Raw genomic sequence first — 15,460 nt, 5'->3', positions numbered from 1 at the left:
CTGATTTACTTACTTACAGGCGTGACGCGACCGTTTTGCGCAAGGGCAAGACGCACGGTACAGGTAACTCAAAGGATTTATCGCGCAGTTGGGGCGAAAGGGCAGGGAGGCGGGAACTATGACCAAGGTCATTCTGGAAATCGATACGCAGCTGTATCGATTGCTCAAGGTATCAGCCGAGACCAACCATTTGAGTCTTGAGGAAGAGTGCTGCCGGCGTCTTGCAGGTGGCGAGCGTCGCTCGCGTTACTTGCAGGCACTTGTCGCGGAATTGCGCGCCGATGACGAACAGCGACGCGCTAATTCCCGATGATCACTTTTTCTTTTGATTTACTTTCGGGCAATCCGATTCCTGGAAGCGTTCGCTGGCGACCGGACGGTTGGTCTTAACCTCGGTGAATTCGTAACGCATGATCGCGCCTTTGGCCATCAGCTTGCGAAAGCCCGGGTTGTTGCAGACGGTGGAGCCCAGCTGGAAATAAACAGCCTTCGGATCGGCGCGCATCTTGTCGGCGTGAGTGCTCTGCACGCTCAGGTGGTTGATCAGCTCTTTGCCTTCAACGGTGTAACCCTGATCGAGAATGTCTTCATTGATTGCCCGCGGAGTGCCGACGCTGCTTTGAGCGGCAACGTTTTGCAGCATTTTGCTCAGTTCCATGTCTTTCAAGGAAGCAGCCTGGGCGTTGAAGGACGACGCCAGCAAAATGGCAGCGGTAGGAACGATAAAGCGCAGCATGAAACTCTCCTGGTTCAGTGACTGGTGGTTCGACCCGTCACATGACTGTGCGTTCAGTGGCGGCGAATTATAGGGGACGAGGCCTGGACGGTACAGGCTTGCGCGGGTTGCTCTGATAAACTGCCACTACTTTATGCCCAGCCGAGTGTTGTTCGTGTCGATAATCCCTTCTGCCCCTCTCTTTGCGGCGAATGCCGTTGCCCTTTTGCGCGATCAGCGTGAGGAAGAGGGCATCAAGCCGATACAGGCCCGGGGTTGGAGGGCCACTCGCTGCCGCGCCTGTCGCGTGATCGAAAGCCATTGCCTGTGTGCCTGGCGCCCGCAGGTCGATGCGCGCTCCGGCGTGTGCCTGATCATGACCAATAAGGAAGTCTTCAAGCCCAGCAACACCGGGTGGCTGATTGCCGACGTGGTGCGCGACAACCATGCATTCATCTGGTCACGTACTGAAACCGACCCTGAGTTGCTGGCCTTGCTGCGCGACCCGCAATGGCAACCGTATCTGGTGTTTCCGGGCGAGTATGTCGAGCCTGAGCGGGTGACGAACACCGTCGAAGTCGATAGTGCCAAGCGCCCACTGTTCATTCTATTGGACGCGACCTGGACCGAGGCGCGGAAGATCTTCCGCAAAAGCCCGTACTTTGATGCGCTCCCGATCCTCAGCCTGCTGCCCGAGAAACTGTCACGCTATCGCCTGCGCCGGTCGACGCGTAGCGAGCACTTGTGTACGGCCGAAGTGGCGGCGCTGTGTCTGGATCTGGCCGGCGATGTGGCGGCCGCGTCGGCACTGGACGCTTATTTCGACGTGTTCAGCCAGCACTACCTCGATGCCAAGCACCAGCTGGACATGAATGTTTCTACCCCCGCGCATGCCGAGCTGATGCCCTTCGTGCACAGCAGTTATGCTGCCTTGGGCTGATTGTCGCCCATACTGTAAAGATCTGTACTGGCCATGCACCTTGACCACCCCGGTTCCGCTGGGCATGCTTGGCGCCGATTGGGGCGCCGCCAAGGTTTGAGACGCCGTTTTAGCTTGTGATTGGCGTTGAACGTGCCCTGTTGGTGCAGCTCCGTGGCTGTACCTCGAGTTGTTTGAAAAACAGGATCATTTAAAAAATGGCCACATACGAAATCCTGATTGCCGATGACCACCCACTGTTCCGTAGCGCATTGCATCAGGCGTTGACCCTGGGCCTGGGCCCCGAAGTCCGGCTGGTGGAGGTGGCGAGTATTGCCGAACTGGAGACCCGCCTGGACGAGAAGTCCGACTGGGACCTGGTTCTGCTCGACTTGAACATGCCAGGCGCTTACGGATTTTCCGGCCTGGTGCTGTTGCGCGGGCAATACCCGCAGATTCCGGTGGTGATGGTGTCGGCCCAGGAAGAGGCCTCGATCATGGTCAAGTCTCGCGAGTTCGGGGCCAGCGGCTTCATTCCCAAGTCCAGCGACCTGAGTGTTATTCAAAAGGCCGTCAGGGCGGTATTGGACGGCGATGTGTTCTGGCCCCCGCAGGCCTTTGAGGCGGTCAGTGTCTCCGCCGAAGCCAAGGCGGCAAGCGAAGGCCTGGCCAGCCTCACGCCGCAGCAGTTCCGGGTGTTGACCATGGTGTGTGAAGGTTTGCTGAACAAACAGATCGCTTATGAACTGAGCGTCTCGGAAGCCACCATCAAGGCCCATGTCACCGCCATCTTCCGCAAGCTGAACGTGCGCACTCGCACCCAGGCGGCGTTGCTCTTGCAACAACTTGAGTCAATTTCGAGCCATTGAACCCGGCTCGTTCACGCTTTTTTGACTTTCACTGGTCTAGCTTTCCCACTCCTTTTTGGTGCAGTTGCTTACTCTATGTCTCCTTTCAAAGGCCAGACCGGCCTCAAACGCATCCTCAACGCTTCGGGTTATTCACTGGATGGGCTGCGCGCGGCCTTCACCGGTGAGGCGGCATTCCGCCAGTTGGTGCTGCTTAACGTCATTCTGATACCGCTGTCGTTCTTTTTGAATGTCAGCCGGGTGGAACAGGCGTTGTTGATCGCCGTTTGCCTGCTGGCACTGATCGTCGAACTGCTCAATTCCGCCGTGGAAGCGGCCATTGACCGCATCTCGCTTGAATTGCACCCGCTGTCCAAGAATGCCAAGGACATGGGCAGCGCCGCGCAGTTCGTGGCACTGACCATGATCGCGCTGGTCTGGGCAGTCATCCTGCTTTAAGCAATGGTGGGCAGGACGATCTCGTCGCTGCGCTGGACCCCGGCGGTGAAGGCGCGGCACAAGTCGAGGAACTCACGCATCGCCGAGGTCTGGTACTTCTGTTTGTGCCAGATGAAATAGAACTGTCGCGCCAGGTCCAGATCCGGGGTTTCCACCGCTACCAGGCTGCCGCGCCGGAATGCATCACGCAGTGCCAGCCTCGAGATGCAGCCAATTCCCAGGCCTGACTCGACCGCGCGCTTGATCGCTTCGGTGTGTTCCAGTTCGAGACGGATATTCAGCGCACTGCGATGATGTCGCATGGCCTGGTCAAACGTCAGGCGCGTGCCGGAGCCCTGTTCCCGCAGGATCCAGGCCTCTTGCGACAGCTCGGCCATGCTCGCCGTACCGCGTATGGCCAAAGGATGCTGGGGCGCACAGAACACCACCAATTCATCCTCGACCCAGCTCTGCACTTCGATGTCCGGGTGGCTGCAGTCGCCTTCGATTAGACCCAGATCAATTTCATAGTGCGCGACCTGTTGCACGATGTTGGCAGTGTTCTGCACATGCAGCTTCACCTGGCTTTCTGGATGACGCTGCATGAAGCTGCCGATCAGCAGGGTGGCCAGGTAATTGCCGATGGTCAGGGTGGCGCCGACAGCCAGGGAGCCGAAACCCGACTTGCCGTTGAGCAGGTCTTCGATTTCCTTGGCCTGGTCGAGCAGGGCCACGGCCTGGGGCAACAGCTGTTTGCCCAGGGCGTTGAGGCTCAGCCGTTTACCCGCGCGGTCGAACAGCTGGCAGCTGGACTGGCGCTCCAGTTCGGTGATCGAAGTGCTTGCCGCCGATTGTGAGAGGTTGAGCAGTCCCGCAGCACGGGATACGCTTTCCTGCTGGGCGACAGCGACGAAGACTTGCAGTTGACGGAGAGTAAATCGCATATCTATATAACCGATAACCCTTATCTTAATAATCCATTTAACAGATATTGTCGCTGCCATTAGAATGCGATGCAATTGCGCACATCACCGGCGCAGGCAAAATCTCCAGGAGTCCCACGTACATGAGCAACATGAACCACGAGCGTGTCCTCAGTGTTCATCACTGGAACGACACTCTGTTCAGCTTCAAGTGCACCCGTGACCCGGGTCTGCGCTTCGAGAACGGTCAGTTCGTGATGATCGGCCTGCAACAGCCCAACGGCCGGCCGCTCATGCGCGCTTACTCGATCGCCAGCCCGAACTGGGAAGAGCATCTCGAGTTCTTCAGCATCAAGGTGCCTGATGGTCCGCTGACCTCCCAGTTGCAGCACCTGAAGGAAGGCGACGAGATCATCATCAGCAAGAAGCCTACCGGCACGCTGGTACTGGATGATCTGAAGCCGGGCAAGCACCTGTACCTGCTCAGCACCGGTACCGGTCTGGCGCCATTCATGAGCGTCATCCAGGACCCGGAAACCTACGAGCGTTTCGAGAAAGTGATCCTGTGCCACGGCGTACGTTACGTCAACGAAGTCGCTTACCGCGAATTCATCACCGAGCACTTGCCGCAGAACGAGTTTTTCGGCGATGCCCTGCGTGACAAGTTGATCTACTACCCGACCGTGACCCGCGAGCCATTCGAAAACGAAGGTCGCCTGACCGACTTGATGCGCAGCGGCAAGTTGTTCAGCGATATCGGCCTGCCGCCGATCAACCCGCAGGACGACCGCGCCATGCTGTGCGGCAGCCCGAGCATGCTCGACGAGACCAGCGAAGTGTTGAACAGCTTCGGCCTGAAGGTTTCGCCGCGGATGCGCGAGCCGGGTGATTACCTGATCGAGCGTGCGTTCGTCGAGAAGTAAGCCATTCGCATCACTAAAATGCCCCCATAGCCTGCTCAGGCAATGGGGGCATTTTTATGTCCGACAATTCCAGGTAGGAGCTGCCGAAGGCTGCGATCTTTTGCTCTTGAAATTCGGGAAAGAAGATCAAGGTCAAAAGATCGCAGCCTTCGGCAGCTCCTACAAGTTGGATGCGGGTATGACTTCGAGCACGCTGATCAGGCCCGCCTCGGGGTAATGCCAGCGCACATCCACATCCCAGAACTGCGCGCCATATTCCCTCTGTGGTGCAGGTGTCTGGTAAGCCGGGCGCGGGTCCTGTGCCAGACACTGTTCGATAAGCTCGACCAGGGGCTCCTCAAGCCGCTGAGCGTGGCCATAGGCCTGCTGCAGCGCCGAATCCATCCACTGCACGGCAATCAACGGCGGCGCAGCGCTGGCGATGCTGTTGGAGGCCGTGTCGATGATGTCGGCGTAAGGCACGTAAGGTTTTATGTCGAGAATCGGCGTGCCATCGAGCAAATCGATGCCGGATATCCACAGGCGATTGGCTTCGACCTTGTCCAGCTTGACCACTGACTGGCCAATGCCATTGGGTCGATGCGTCGCGCGCGTGGCGAAAACACCCATGGATTTGTTGCCGCCCAGACGAGGCGGGCGGACTTTCAGCCGTGGCTTGTCTTCCAGCGCCTGGTGGAACAGGAAAAGCAGCCACACGTGGCTCACCTGCTCCAGCCCCTGCACGGCTTCACCCTGATCGAAGGGCGCCACCAACTCCAGTACGCCGCGTGCGGCAGGAGCCAGTTGCGGTTGGCGCGGGATGGCGAACTTCTCCTTGAAGCAGGAGCGCACGAAACCGATAGGTGAAACGCTGTAGGTCATGGGTTGGGGTCGAGGCGGGAATGGGTGGGCATGATAACCCGATCAACCGTTTAACCGGTGGCGCCTGGCAGTTCGTCATTGCGTGCAAGCCTTGCTCCCACAGAACCTGTGGGAGCGGGCGGGCAAGCTTTGCTCCCGCCTTGCAATTATTGCGGGCGCACGCGCAGGGTCAGGCCCTTGAGGAAGTTGCGCAGCAGCTGGTCGCCGCACGGGCGGTAGTTGGTGTGGCCGAACTTGCGGAACAGTGCGCTCAGCTCAGGCTTGGACACCGGGAACTCGGCAGCCTTGAGGATGGCGTGCATGTCATCTTCTTTCAGTTCGAAGGCCACGCGCAGTTTCTTCAGGATGATGTTGTTGGTGACCGGCGTTTCGATCGGCTGTGGCGGACGGCTTTCGTCTTTACCGCGCTTGAAAATCACCAGGCCATCGAGAAAATGCGCCATGACTTCATCCGGGCAACGAACGAAGCCTTCTTCGTCTTCCTCTTTCTTGTCCAGATAAGTCAGCAGATCTTCCAGGCTCACGTCCATGCCGCCGAGCTTGATGATCTCGATGACTTTTTTGTCGCTGATGTCGAGCATGTAGCGCACGCTGCGCAGTACGTCGTTGTGGATCATGGTGTGCAGTCCTGATATTCAGCAGTGGGCGCCGCTCAAATCGCGGCGCCGAAATGTAGGGCGGCGTGAAAAGCCTAGAACTTCTCTTTGCCGGACAGGTAGCGCCATTGCCCCAATGGCACTTTGCCAATGGACACTCCGCCGATGCGGATGCGACGGACGGCAACGACCTTCAGGCCAACGGCCTGGCAGAACAAGGCGATCACGCCTGGTTGTGGATTTTTCATCGCAAACCGCAGGCGATTCTCGTTCTGCCAGCTGGCCTTCACCGGCGGCAGCTCCTTACCTTTGTAGGTCAGGCCGTGGTTGAGGCGGTTAAGGCCGTGAGCAACCATGTCGCCTTCAACCTCGACCACATACTCTTGCTCGATCTTGGCGGAGTCGGCCGTCAGCTTGCGCAGGATTTTCCAGTCCTGGGTGAACACCAGCAGGCCGCTGGCATTGGCCTGCAGGTCGGTGCTGGCGGTCAGGCGCAGGAAGTGGCCCTTGAGCGGGCGTTTGCTGAAGCGGTGTTCTTCGCTAAGGGTCTCGGCGCTGATGGTGCCCATGGCCGTATCCGCGTCCATACCCGCCGGGACGTTGAACAGAATGGTCACCGGCTCCGGCGCAGTGGCCTGGGCTTGCGGGTCGAGCTCGACTTTCTGGGTGTCGACCTTGAATTGCGGCTCGTCGATGACTTCACCGTCCACGGTGACCCAGCCGCCCTCGATGAACAGCTCAGCCTCCCGACGGGAGCAGCCGACGAGTTCGATGAGGCGTTTGGAGAGACGAATCGGGTCAGTCATGACAGGGCCGTAACAAAAAAGGGGTGGGCATTGTACCTGCTGGGCGCCGGTTAATCGCGGGTCCATTTCAATACGGTTGAATTTCCCGTGGGAGCTGGCTTGCCAGCGATTGCATCACCTCGGTCCATCTGACAAATCGCAGCGCCTGCATCGCTGGCAAGCCAGCTCCCACAGGGGATTTTATGGCGTCAGGCATGTTGTGAGCGTTGCTGGTCTTGGCGCAAGCGCATATGCAGTAACGGGTAAGGCTGCCCCATCCCGTCATGCTCGGTGCGACCGACGACCTCAAAGCCCTGCTTGAGATAGAACCCCAGCGCCTGCGGGTTCTGTTCGTTGACGTCCAGTTCACAGGCGTTCAGGTGTTCCATGGCATAACGCAACAGCTGCTTGCCCAGGCCCTGGCCGCGGTGAGCCGGGTCGATGAAGAGCATTTCGATCTTGCCCGCGGCGACCCCGGCAAAGCCGGTGATGCGTTGCTGGGCGTCCTTGGTGCAGATCAGCATGACTGCATCCAGGTAGCGGGTCAGCACCAGGTTCTTCAGCAGTTCGATGTAACTTTGCGGCAGAAAGTCATGGGTGGCGCGCACCGAGTCTTCCCAGACCTTTGTGAGTTCTGTGTAGTCACTGAGTTTCGGTGTATGAATGACCGAATGATGGCGCATGGCCTGTTGCCTCTTGCGGAGTAGACGTAACGAATCCTTTCATCACAAACGATAGACGTAAAAAAGCCCCGCATCTCGGCACAAGAGCAGGGCTTTTACGTTTTTTCGCTTTAGATCTGTTCAGCCCACAGGTCGTATTCGTCGGCGTCGGTCACTTTGCACCAGACCTTGTCGCCCGGCTTCAGGTTGCTGCCGTTGTCGATGAATACGTTGCCGTCGATTTCAGGGGCATCGAAGAAACAGCGACCGACGGCGCCTTGCTCGTCGACTTCATCGACCAGCACTTCGATTTCGCGGCCGACGCGCATTTGCAGGCGAGCCGAGCTGATGGCTTGCTGATGCGCCATGAAGCGGTCCCAACGATCCTGTTTGATGTCGTCAGGCACGATCTCCAGGTCCATGTCGTTGGCCGGGGCGCCGTCGACCGGGGAGTACTGGAAGCAGCCAACGCGATCGAGCTGGGCTTCTGTCAGCCAGTTCAGCAGGTACTGGAAGTCTTCTTCGGTTTCGCCAGGGAAGCCGACGATGAAGGTCGAGCGGATGATCAGGTCCGGGCAGATCTCGCGCCAGTTCTTGATGCGCGCCAGGGTCTTGTCTTCGAAGGCCGGGCGTTTCATTGACTTCAGGACTTTCGGGCTGGCGTGCTGGAACGGGATGTCCAGGTACGGCAGGATTTTCCCGGCGGCCATCAGCGGAATCAGCTCGTCGACGTGCGGGTACGGGTAAACGTAGTGCAGGCGGACCCACACGCCCATGGAGCCGAGGGCTTCGCACAGTTCGGTCATGCGGGTCTTGACCGGGGCGCCGTTCCAGAAACCGGTGCGGTACTTCACGTCGACGCCGTAGGCGCTGGTGTCTTGCGAGATCACCAGCAGCTCCTTGACGCCGGCCTTGACCAGCCGCTGGGCTTCGTCGAGCACATCACCGATGGGACGGCTGACCAGCTTGCCGCGCATCGACGGGATGATGCAGAAGCTGCAGCTGTGATTGCAGCCTTCGGAAATCTTCAGGTAGGCGTAGTGGCGCGGGGTCAGTTTGATCCCTTGTGGCGGCACCAGGTCGATCAGCGGGTTGTGGTCCTGGCGCGGCGGCACGGCGTCGTGCACGGCGTTGACCACTTGTTCGTACTGCTGTGGACCGGTCACCGACAGCACGCTTGGGTGAATACTGCGAATGTTGCCTTCTTCTACGCCCATGCAGCCGGTCACGATGACCTTGCCGTTTTCCTTGATGGCTTCGCCAATCACTTCCAGGGATTCGGCCTTGGCCGAGTCAATGAAGCCGCAGGTGTTGACCACCACCACGTCGGCGTCCTGATAAGTGGACACCACGTCATAACCTTCCATGCGCAGCTGGGTAAGGATGCGCTCGGAGTCGACCAATGCTTTGGGGCAACCCAGGGATACGAAGCCAACTTTTGGATTGGCCGGCGCAGGAGTGGTGGACATGTCTAACCTCGGTATTTGTGACGACTGCGCCCGGTAGGGCGAGGCGGCTGACGGACGCTTTGTGGCGTCTCTGATCAAAAAGTGCGCAATTCTAGCGATGGGACGCGCGCTTGACCAGCTTTATGCAGGGAAATGCGACGAGTGCTGCGCTATGCTTCGCGCCTTGATGCTTTACCGATTACTTACAGTCAAGAAAACGTCTGTAACGTGAAGTAAAACAGCGCATGCTCAGGGCAGAGCATAGTGCTTCTTATCAGTAGTCCAGGTCTGAGTAGCAGGAGTTTTGGATGGGGCAGGCAAGTAGTCAGGCGGCGGACGCTGAGCATTCGGCAGCAAAGCCGATCGGCATGCTGGTCGCGGCGGTCGGTGTGGTTTACGGCGATATCGGCACGAGTCCGCTGTACACCCTTAAAGAAGTGTTCTCCGGTGGCTATGGGGTGCCGGTCAACCACGATGGGGTGTTGGGCATTCTGGCGTTGATTTTCTGGTCGCTGATCTGGGTGGTCTCGATCAAATACATGATGTTCGTGCTGCGCGCCGACAACCAGGGCGAGGGCGGGATCATGGCGCTGACGGCCCTGGCCCGGCGCGCCGCAGCCGGGCATGCCAGGTTGCGCAGCCTGTTGGTGGTCTGTGGCCTGATCGGCGCGGCGCTGTTCTACGGCGACAGCATGATCACCCCGGCGATTTCCGTGCTGTCGGCGATCGAAGGCCTTGGGCTGGCTTTCGATGGCATCGACCATTGGGTGGTACCGCTGTCATTGGTGGTGCTGGTGGCGTTGTTCCTGATTCAGCGGCACGGTACGGCGCGCATCGGCATTCTGTTCGGGCCGATCATGGTCACCTGGTTCCTGGTACTCGGCGCCCTGGGTGTCCACGGCATCTTGCAACACCCCGAAGTGCTGCAGGCAATGAACCCGGTGTGGGGAGTGCGCTTCTTTATCGTGCATCCGGGCATGGGCGTGGCGATCCTCGGTGCCGTGGTACTGGCCTTGACCGGTGCCGAAGCCTTGTACGCCGACATGGGGCATTTTGGTCGCAAGCCTATCGCCCGCGCCTGGTTCATCCTGGTGTTGCCGGCTTTGGTGCTGAACTACTTCGGCCAGGGTGCCTTGCTGCTTGGCGATCCTGAAGCCGCTCGCAACCCTTTCTATCTGCTGGCGCCAAGCTGGGCGTTGATCCCGTTAGTGGGCTTGTCGACCCTGGCCACCGTGATCGCTTCCCAGGCAGTGATTTCCGGCGCGTTCTCCCTGACCCGCCAGGCGATCCAGCTGGGTTACATCCCGCGCATGCACATCCAGCACACCTCCAGCGCCGAACAGGGCCAGATCTACATCGGCGCGGTGAACTGGTCGTTGATGGTCGGCGTGATCCTGCTGGTGCTTGGCTTTGAATCCTCTGGTGCGCTCGCCTCGGCGTATGGTGTGGCCGTAACCGGCACCATGTTGATGACGACCATTCTGGTGGCGGCGGTGATTCTGCTGCTGTGGAAATGGCCGCCGGTGCTCGCCGTGCCGCTGTTGTTTGGCTTCCTCCTGGTGGATGGCCTGTACTTCGCGGCCAACGTGCCGAAGATCGTCCAGGGCGGGGCGTTCCCGGTCATTGCCGGTATCGCCCTGTTCGTGCTGATGACCACCTGGAAGCGCGGCAAGCAGTTGCTGGTGGAGCGCCTGGACGAGGGCGGCCTGCCGCTGCCGATCTTTATCAGCAGCATCAGCGTGCAGCCACCGCACCGGGTCCAGGGCACGGCCGTGTTCCTGACGGCCCGCCCGGACGCCGTACCCCATGCGCTGTTGCACAACCTGCTGCACAACCAGGTGCTGCATGAGCAAGTGGTGCTGCTGACCGTGGTCTACGAGGATATCCCGCGGGTGCCGCCGAGCAGACGCTTTGAGGTGGAGTCCCACGGTGAGGGGTTCTTCCGGGTCATCCTGCACTTTGGCTTCGTCGACGAGCCGGACGTGCCGCAAGCGCTGAAGCTGTGCCATCTCGATGACCTCGACTTCAGCCCGATGCGTACCACTTACTTCCTCAGCCGCGAGACGGTGATCGCCTCCAAACTCGAAGGCATGGCCCGCTGGCGCGAGGCGCTGTTCGCATTCATGTTGCAGAACGCCAATGGCAATTTGCGGTTTTTCAATCTGCCGCTGAATCGGGTGATTGAGTTGGGGACGCAGGTGGAGATGTAAGGGGCTGACAAGAATACTGTGGGATGGGGTGCAAATAAAAAGCCCCCGCTACTGTGAAGTGGCGGGGGCTTTTTGTGGGGGAGAGGATTACTCCTCAGTCACCTTGTCCTTGCTCTGGCGCTTCTCGATCACGTCCACCAGCTGCTGAGCCAGTTTCGGATAATTCTCGTCAAAGTGATGCCCGCCCGGCAATTTCAGCGCCTCACCCACGGCCGTCTTGTCGGTGCAGCCGCTTTCATCGGCCTCCTCTTCACCGTAGATACAGACCACTTTCTGCGCTGGCAACCTAGCCATCTCCGGGCCCGTGGCGGCTTCCTTGCCGGCGTTGCCCAGCCACCCCTCGACTTCGATCTCGAAGCTACCGGTGCGGGCGAAGGCCAGCAGGATGATTGCGTCGACGCGTTGCTGCTCGGCGGGCTCCAGGCGGTTGTAGATCGCGGGCAGCACATCGGCGCCAAATGAGTAGCCGGTCAGGACGAAGCGCTTGGTGCCCCATTTCTGCCGGTAGTGCTGCATCAGCTCAGCCAGGTCCAGCGCGCTTTGCTCGGGGCTTTTGTGCTGCCAGTAGTAGCGCAGGGTGTCGATACCGACCACCGGGTAACCGATTTTTGCCATCTCGCCCGCAACGTCGCGGTCCAGGTCACGCCAGCCGCCATCACCGGAAAGGAACAGGGTGACGGTGTCGTTGGCCTGTCCTGCCGGCACTTCAACGACCGGTATCTGCAGGCCGCCGGCGGCCTTGTCGCCGCCGACCAGGATCTTGCGCAGCTCGTTGTTCAGGACTTGCGGCAGGTTGATGTCATAGTCGCTGATGCTGGTCTCGGCATTCGGCTGGTCACGTACGAAGCCGGCGCTGGTGTCGTCCGGGTTATCGTTCCAGGCTGCCAGCCAGCGACCGTGCGCTGCGCTTTTTGGCAGCAGGTGGGTGCAGCCGGGTTTTTCCAGGGCAAGGTCCACGGAGACGGCCTGCGCCTTGTCGTCTTTCTGTTCGGACAACCAGCGCCAGGCCAGCACCGCGCCGGGACCGATGCCGCTGACCAGCGTTGCCGGACCGTGGAGCTCGCGCAGGCCCGATTGCAACGCGCGGCTTTGCAGCAGGCAGTCTTTAGGCAGGATCACCTGGACGATCTGCGCCGAGCCGGTACGGCTCAGGGTCAGCAATTGCTTGTCACTGAGCTTTTGGTCCTCATTCACTGCGACCAGCACCTGGGCGCGGGGCGTGGTGCCGGGAGTGACCCGGGTCATCGCCGTGCCATCGGCGGGCTTGAACAATTCGAGGGTCGGTTCCGGGGCCGGGCGCTTGAGGTACCAGTAACCGCCACCGAGAATCAGGGCCAGCACTACCAGTGTGGCCAGTACATACCGCAGGGAGCGTTGAATCATCAGCGTTTCACCAATCCAGTCAAGCCGCCCGCAATCAGGGCGGCAGTGTCGGCCAGGGCTACCAGCGGATCGAGTCCGGCGGGCACGGCCATATAACGGGGTTCCCAGTCAGGCTGGAACTTGTCTTTGAAGCGGCGCAAGCCTTGGAAGTTGTAGAGCTGCTCACCACGGCGGAAAACCATCGAGCCCAGGCGCTGGGTCAGTGGTGCGCCGCGACGGGGTTGCAGCCCCGACAGCGGCACCATGCCCAGGCTGAAACGCGCGTATCCATGACTTTTATAATGTTGAATCAGGCCGATCATCATGAATTCCATGGTCAGCTTTGGCGCTTCCGGGTGCGCGCGCATCAGGTCAAGGCTGGCCAGGTCGTGGCCGAATGTCTCGAGCAGATTGGCGAATGCCACCGGGCGGCCTTCGAAGCGGATCACCGCGATGCGGAAATGCTTGAGGTAGTCCTCGCTGAAACGGCCGAGGGAGAAGCCTTTCTCGCGAACGTTCTTGCCGGTCAGCCAGGCATCGGAGATCACCTTGAGCTCGTCCATCGGCGCCTGTCCGGGTTCGAAGATCTCCAGCGACAGGCCGTCGCGGGTGCCGCGGTTCCAGGTGTAGCGCAGGTCCTTCATCTCCTTGCCCTTGGCTTCCAGGTCGAAGCGCTGCAGATCGACCCGGGCTTCCTCGCCCAGCTTGATCGCGGTCAGGCCGATGTCCATGTAATACGGCAGGTTCTCGGCGCGTACCTGATAGAACACAGGGCGGGCGTGGTGAATGTCGCACAGGTCGCGGAACTGCCAGATCATTTCGGCCCGTTGCTGAGGCGGTCCGATAGGGTCATACAAGGCCACCAGGCTGCGGCCACGGCGGGCGTACATCAAGAACGCCTGCTCGTCGGGGTGGAACAGCAGCGCCTTGTCACCCGTCAGGGCGAGGCCACCGTCCGGTTGAGCGGAAGCCATGAGGATCTTCACCGCCCGGTCCAGCTCGCCAGGCGTCGGCAGGTGGATCACCGGGCGTGCGGTGCGCAGCAGCCAGGTGAGCGACACCACCACCAGCAGTACGGCGGCGCCGAGCAGCGAGCGCAGGCCCCGGGGAGCGTCGGCGTCGAGGGTGAACTGCCACCAGAGTTGATGGCTGTAAGGCACATCCTGGTAGGCAAACAGCAGCAGCCAGATGGATGCTCCCAGCACGCACAGGCTCGACACCAGGTACAGCGGCGAGAACGGCAGCTCGGTCAGTCGGCTCGGCCGGTAGAACGAGCGACGGAATACGCCCAGCAGGCTGGCGGTCAGGATCAACAGGCAGGCTTCTTCCCAGTCAAAACCCTTGAGCAGGGAGAGCAGGGCGCCTACCAGCAACAGAATGGTGGTCAGCATCCAGGCGGCCGACAGGCGCCGGCGCAGGCCCTGGGCGAGCAGCAGGCAGAGCACGCCGATCAGGCTGGCGCCAAAGTGCGAAGCGTCGACCAGGCGATGGGGGATCAGAAAGCCGATGTGCTCAAGGCGGGTGTCGATTTCCGGCGTCACACCGGAAAACAGCAGTACCACGCCGGACAGGAACACCAGCACCGCCAGGATCGGCGCAGCCAGGCCGGACGCTGCGCGCAGGGACTGACGGGATTGAAACAGGCGCTGTCCTTCGTTGATCAGCAGGAACACGCAAGCCACCAGCAATGGCAGCACCACATAAATCAGCCGATACAGCAGCAGTGCGGCCGCCAGCGGTGCAGCGCCAAGTTTGTCGGCGAAGGCGGCCAGCAGGATTGCTTCGAATACGCCGACCCCGCCGGGCACGTGGCTGAGCACCCCGGCAGCGAGTGCCAGCAGGTAGACCAACAGGAAGGCGCCGAAGGGTGGCGCTTCTGGCAACAGCAGGTACAGCACGGTAGCGGCTGCGGCCACATCCAGTGCGGTGATGATCAATTGCAGGAACGTCAGGCGCCGCCCCGGCAGACGCAAGGTGCGTCGCCCGGCCTTGACCAGCAGGTTGTCCGCATAAGGTTGTTCCGGCAGGCGGCGGCGGTAAATGCCGATGGCCAGGACGCTGAACAGCAGCAGCACTGCCACGGACGCCGCGCCCAGCAAAGTCTCGGACAAGCCCAGGGCGGTCGAGGCAGCGGGCAGGTCGCTGAGGGTTGCCAGGGCCGCAAGGGGAGGCAGGGCGCAGCCCAGCGAGAGGCTGGCGAACAGGGTCATGCGCGCCACTTCCGTGGCACCCAGGCCATGCCGTGCATATAGACGGTAGCGCACCGAGCCGCCAGAGAGCATCGACAGGCCGATGGCATTGCCGATCGCAAATGCGGTGAAGCCACCCAGGGCGAGAATTCGCGGTGCCAGCGTCACGCCGGCATAACGGCTGGCCGACCATTCATAGCCCAACAGAATGATGAAGCCGACCACCGTCGCCGCCAGTGCACCCAGCAAGGCAGGTTTTGGTACTTGGAGAATCGAGTCGTGCAGAGCGTCCAGATCCAGTTCGCTCAACAGATGACGACAGGCAATCAGCGCGATGGCGAACAGCAACAAGGTCACTGCCAGGCCGATTGGCTGGCGGTACTTGCTGATCAGGTCCAGCAGGCGCAAACGCCCGGGCTTGATCGGTTGTGTCGCTGTGACGGAGTCTTGTGGATCAGACGAATTGGCGCGCATCAATCACCTCTTGGATTGTGCGCGACAGGATGGGGGTATCCAGCCAAGTTACCAATCCCTGTAGAAAAAAATAATCACAAATATTAATGCCACTCACCCTCAGCGGG

At 60.4% G+C, this 15,460-nt stretch carries 15 protein-coding genes; 6 read left to right on the top strand and 9 right to left on the bottom strand.

Going from position 1 to position 15,460, the window contains the following annotated elements:
- Nucleotides 1–118: 118 nt before the first annotated feature.
- Nucleotides 119–313: a hypothetical protein gene (locus tag EQV97_RS07275; RefSeq protein WP_122837708.1), complete on the top strand. Its 195-nt coding sequence runs from the start codon at nucleotides 119–121 to the stop codon at nucleotides 311–313.
- On the opposite strand, the gene EQV97_RS07270 is transcribed toward EQV97_RS07275, so the two are convergent.
- Entirely contained in the window at nucleotides 314–736 is a 423-nt protein-coding gene (locus tag EQV97_RS07270; protein WP_045057554.1) for a quorum-sensing-regulated virulence factor family protein, read from the bottom strand.
- Nucleotides 737–896: 160 nt separating this feature from the next.
- Here EQV97_RS07270 and EQV97_RS07265 point away from each other — a divergent pair, with 160 nt between their 5' ends.
- From EQV97_RS07265 to EQV97_RS07255, 3 genes are all read left to right on the top strand, one after another.
- On the top strand, nucleotides 897–1,655 hold the full coding sequence (locus tag EQV97_RS07265) for a tRNA-uridine aminocarboxypropyltransferase (protein WP_240888851.1): 759 nt from the start codon (nucleotides 897–899) through the stop codon (nucleotides 1,653–1,655).
- Nucleotides 1,656–1,852: 197 nt separating this feature from the next.
- Nucleotides 1,853–2,503: a response regulator transcription factor ErdR gene (gene erdR, locus EQV97_RS07260; RefSeq protein ID WP_045057556.1), complete on the top strand. Its 651-nt coding sequence runs from the start codon at nucleotides 1,853–1,855 to the stop codon at nucleotides 2,501–2,503.
- A gap of 75 nt (nucleotides 2,504–2,578) precedes the next feature.
- A complete protein-coding gene (locus tag EQV97_RS07255; RefSeq protein WP_034149863.1) occupies nucleotides 2,579–2,941 on the top strand; it encodes a diacylglycerol kinase in 363 nt (120 codons plus the stop codon).
- Here the strand turns inward: EQV97_RS07255 and EQV97_RS07250 are convergent.
- Nucleotides 2,938–3,864, bottom strand: coding sequence for a LysR family transcriptional regulator (locus EQV97_RS07250; RefSeq protein ID WP_122837711.1), 927 nt, complete (start codon nucleotides 3,862–3,864; stop codon nucleotides 2,938–2,940). The two genes, EQV97_RS07255 and EQV97_RS07250, sit on opposite strands and share 4 nt — an antisense overlap.
- A 122-nt stretch (nucleotides 3,865–3,986) precedes the next feature.
- Here EQV97_RS07250 and fpr point away from each other — a divergent pair, with 122 nt between their 5' ends.
- Entirely contained in the window at nucleotides 3,987–4,766 is a 780-nt protein-coding gene (gene fpr, locus EQV97_RS07245) for a ferredoxin-NADP reductase (RefSeq protein WP_008054100.1), read from the top strand.
- A gap of 159 nt (nucleotides 4,767–4,925) precedes the next feature.
- Here fpr and tsaA read toward each other — a convergent pair whose 3' ends face one another.
- The 5 genes from tsaA to rimO form a co-directional block, all read right to left on the bottom strand.
- Entirely contained in the window at nucleotides 4,926–5,627 is a 702-nt protein-coding gene (gene tsaA, locus EQV97_RS07240) for a tRNA (N6-threonylcarbamoyladenosine(37)-N6)-methyltransferase TrmO (protein WP_240888753.1), read from the bottom strand.
- 146 nt (nucleotides 5,628–5,773) lie between these two features.
- Nucleotides 5,774–6,244: a DUF1456 family protein gene (locus tag EQV97_RS07235; protein ID WP_122837713.1), complete on the bottom strand. Its 471-nt coding sequence runs from the start codon at nucleotides 6,242–6,244 to the stop codon at nucleotides 5,774–5,776.
- Between the two features lie 74 nt (nucleotides 6,245–6,318).
- Nucleotides 6,319–7,029, bottom strand: coding sequence for an rRNA pseudouridine synthase (locus tag EQV97_RS07230; protein WP_240888752.1), 711 nt, complete (start codon nucleotides 7,027–7,029; stop codon nucleotides 6,319–6,321).
- A gap of 188 nt (nucleotides 7,030–7,217) precedes the next feature.
- Nucleotides 7,218–7,691, bottom strand: coding sequence for a GNAT family N-acetyltransferase (locus tag EQV97_RS07225; RefSeq protein WP_240888751.1), 474 nt, complete (start codon nucleotides 7,689–7,691; stop codon nucleotides 7,218–7,220).
- A 110-nt stretch (nucleotides 7,692–7,801) separates the two neighbouring features.
- Nucleotides 7,802–9,139 (bottom strand): 30S ribosomal protein S12 methylthiotransferase RimO, encoded by a 1,338-nt coding sequence (gene rimO / locus EQV97_RS07220; protein ID WP_045061501.1) that lies wholly within the window; start codon nucleotides 9,137–9,139, stop codon nucleotides 7,802–7,804.
- A 287-nt stretch (nucleotides 9,140–9,426) separates the two neighbouring features.
- Between rimO and EQV97_RS07215 the strand changes: the two genes are divergently transcribed.
- Nucleotides 9,427–11,328, top strand: coding sequence for a potassium transporter Kup (locus EQV97_RS07215; protein ID WP_122837716.1), 1,902 nt, complete (start codon nucleotides 9,427–9,429; stop codon nucleotides 11,326–11,328).
- A gap of 87 nt (nucleotides 11,329–11,415) precedes the next feature.
- On the opposite strand, the gene EQV97_RS07210 is transcribed toward EQV97_RS07215, so the two are convergent.
- Nucleotides 11,416–12,711 carry an AcvB/VirJ family lysyl-phosphatidylglycerol hydrolase gene (locus EQV97_RS07210; protein WP_225570145.1) on the bottom strand — a complete coding sequence of 432 codons (1,296 nt, stop codon included), beginning with the start codon at nucleotides 12,709–12,711 and terminating at the stop codon, nucleotides 11,416–11,418.
- Nucleotides 12,711–15,353 carry a bifunctional lysylphosphatidylglycerol flippase/synthetase MprF gene (gene mprF / locus EQV97_RS07205; RefSeq protein WP_122837718.1) on the bottom strand — a complete coding sequence of 881 codons (2,643 nt, stop codon included), beginning with the start codon at nucleotides 15,351–15,353 and terminating at the stop codon, nucleotides 12,711–12,713. Before mprF ends, EQV97_RS07210 begins: the two co-directional genes overlap by 1 nt.
- Nucleotides 15,354–15,460 lie beyond the last annotated feature (107 nt).

Origin of the sequence: Pseudomonas sp. TMW22090, from assembly GCF_022496665.1 — a bacterium.
GTDB lineage: Bacteria > Pseudomonadota > Gammaproteobacteria > Pseudomonadales > Pseudomonadaceae > Aquipseudomonas > Aquipseudomonas gregormendelii.
This window is presented reverse-complemented; position numbering and strand designations above follow the sequence as displayed.

Excerpts from the sequence above, each read along its gene's own strand:
- EQV97_RS07250 (WP_122837711.1), bottom strand. The coding sequence starts at position 3,864 with ATGCGATTTACTCTCCGTCAACTGCAAGTCTTCGTCGCTGTCGCCCAG.
- fpr (WP_008054100.1), top strand. The coding sequence starts at position 3,987 with ATGAGCAACATGAACCACGAGCGTGTCCTCAGTGTTCATCACTGGAAC.
- EQV97_RS07255 (WP_034149863.1), top strand. The coding sequence starts at position 2,579 with ATGTCTCCTTTCAAAGGCCAGACCGGCCTCAAACGCATCCTCAACGCT.
- EQV97_RS07235 (WP_122837713.1), bottom strand. The coding sequence starts at position 6,244 with ATGATCCACAACGACGTACTGCGCAGCGTGCGCTACATGCTCGACATC.
- EQV97_RS07225 (WP_240888751.1), bottom strand. The coding sequence starts at position 7,691 with ATGCGCCATCATTCGGTCATTCATACACCGAAACTCAGTGACTACACA.
- rimO (WP_045061501.1), bottom strand. The coding sequence starts at position 9,139 with ATGTCCACCACTCCTGCGCCGGCCAATCCAAAAGTTGGCTTCGTATCC.
- mprF (WP_122837718.1), bottom strand. The coding sequence starts at position 15,353 with ATGCGCGCCAATTCGTCTGATCCACAAGACTCCGTCACAGCGACACAA.
- EQV97_RS07270 (WP_045057554.1), bottom strand. The coding sequence starts at position 736 with ATGCTGCGCTTTATCGTTCCTACCGCTGCCATTTTGCTGGCGTCGTCC.
- EQV97_RS07215 (WP_122837716.1), top strand. The coding sequence starts at position 9,427 with ATGGGGCAGGCAAGTAGTCAGGCGGCGGACGCTGAGCATTCGGCAGCA.
- EQV97_RS07230 (WP_240888752.1), bottom strand. The coding sequence starts at position 7,029 with ATGACTGACCCGATTCGTCTCTCCAAACGCCTCATCGAACTCGTCGGC.
- EQV97_RS07210 (WP_225570145.1), bottom strand. The coding sequence starts at position 12,711 with ATGATTCAACGCTCCCTGCGGTATGTACTGGCCACACTGGTAGTGCTG.
- erdR (WP_045057556.1), top strand. The coding sequence starts at position 1,853 with ATGGCCACATACGAAATCCTGATTGCCGATGACCACCCACTGTTCCGT.
- EQV97_RS07275 (WP_122837708.1), top strand. The coding sequence starts at position 119 with ATGACCAAGGTCATTCTGGAAATCGATACGCAGCTGTATCGATTGCTC.
- tsaA (WP_240888753.1), bottom strand. The coding sequence starts at position 5,627 with ATGACCTACAGCGTTTCACCTATCGGTTTCGTGCGCTCCTGCTTCAAG.